At 38.5% G+C, this 585-nt stretch carries 1 protein-coding gene; it reads left to right on the forward strand.

Annotated features, from left to right (window positions below; genetic code table 11):
• Window positions 1-151: 151 nt before the first annotated feature.
• On the forward strand, window positions 152-585 hold a 434-nt coding region (locus ACS8FD_RS22910; protein ID WP_439277550.1), incomplete at its 3' end, for a trimeric intracellular cation channel family protein.

Here is a 585-nt window from a genome sequence, read left to right on the forward strand (position 1 = left end):
GTATTGTGCTTATTATCGTAGGTTTGATACTGTTTGCTAAAGATGGCTAAACGACGATCTAATATGAGGCGAATTTCGTTTAAATCATATATAAAACAACAGCTCAAAAAACATCCAACCATTTTGATGTTTATGATTTGGTAATATAACCATGGTTAATGATTTGATTTTTCCTGATATTTTATTATATTTATTGGACATGGTTGGTATTATCGCCTGTGCGATTGCAGGAACCTTACTTGCACAGCATAAAGGCTTCGATATTGCTGGTTGCATCTTGGTATCGATGGTTAATGCGATTGGCGGCGGTACAATACGTGACATGGCATTAGATCGCCATCCTTTATTTTGGATGACCGACCTCAATTATGTGATTGTCATTACCGTGACGTCCTTGATTCTACAAATCTTTTTTCATTTGTATCATAAGATCGATAACGCGCTCAAGCTCTTCGATGCCATTGGTTTAGCCGCCTTTAGCGTCATTGGTTTTAAAGTTGCTTTACACCAAGATGTGTCTCCGATCGTTGCCATTATGATGGGAGTTTGGACCGCCATTATCGGCGGTATGCTACGTGATATTAT

The organism is Psychrobacter sp. 1U2 (assembly GCF_051847575.1).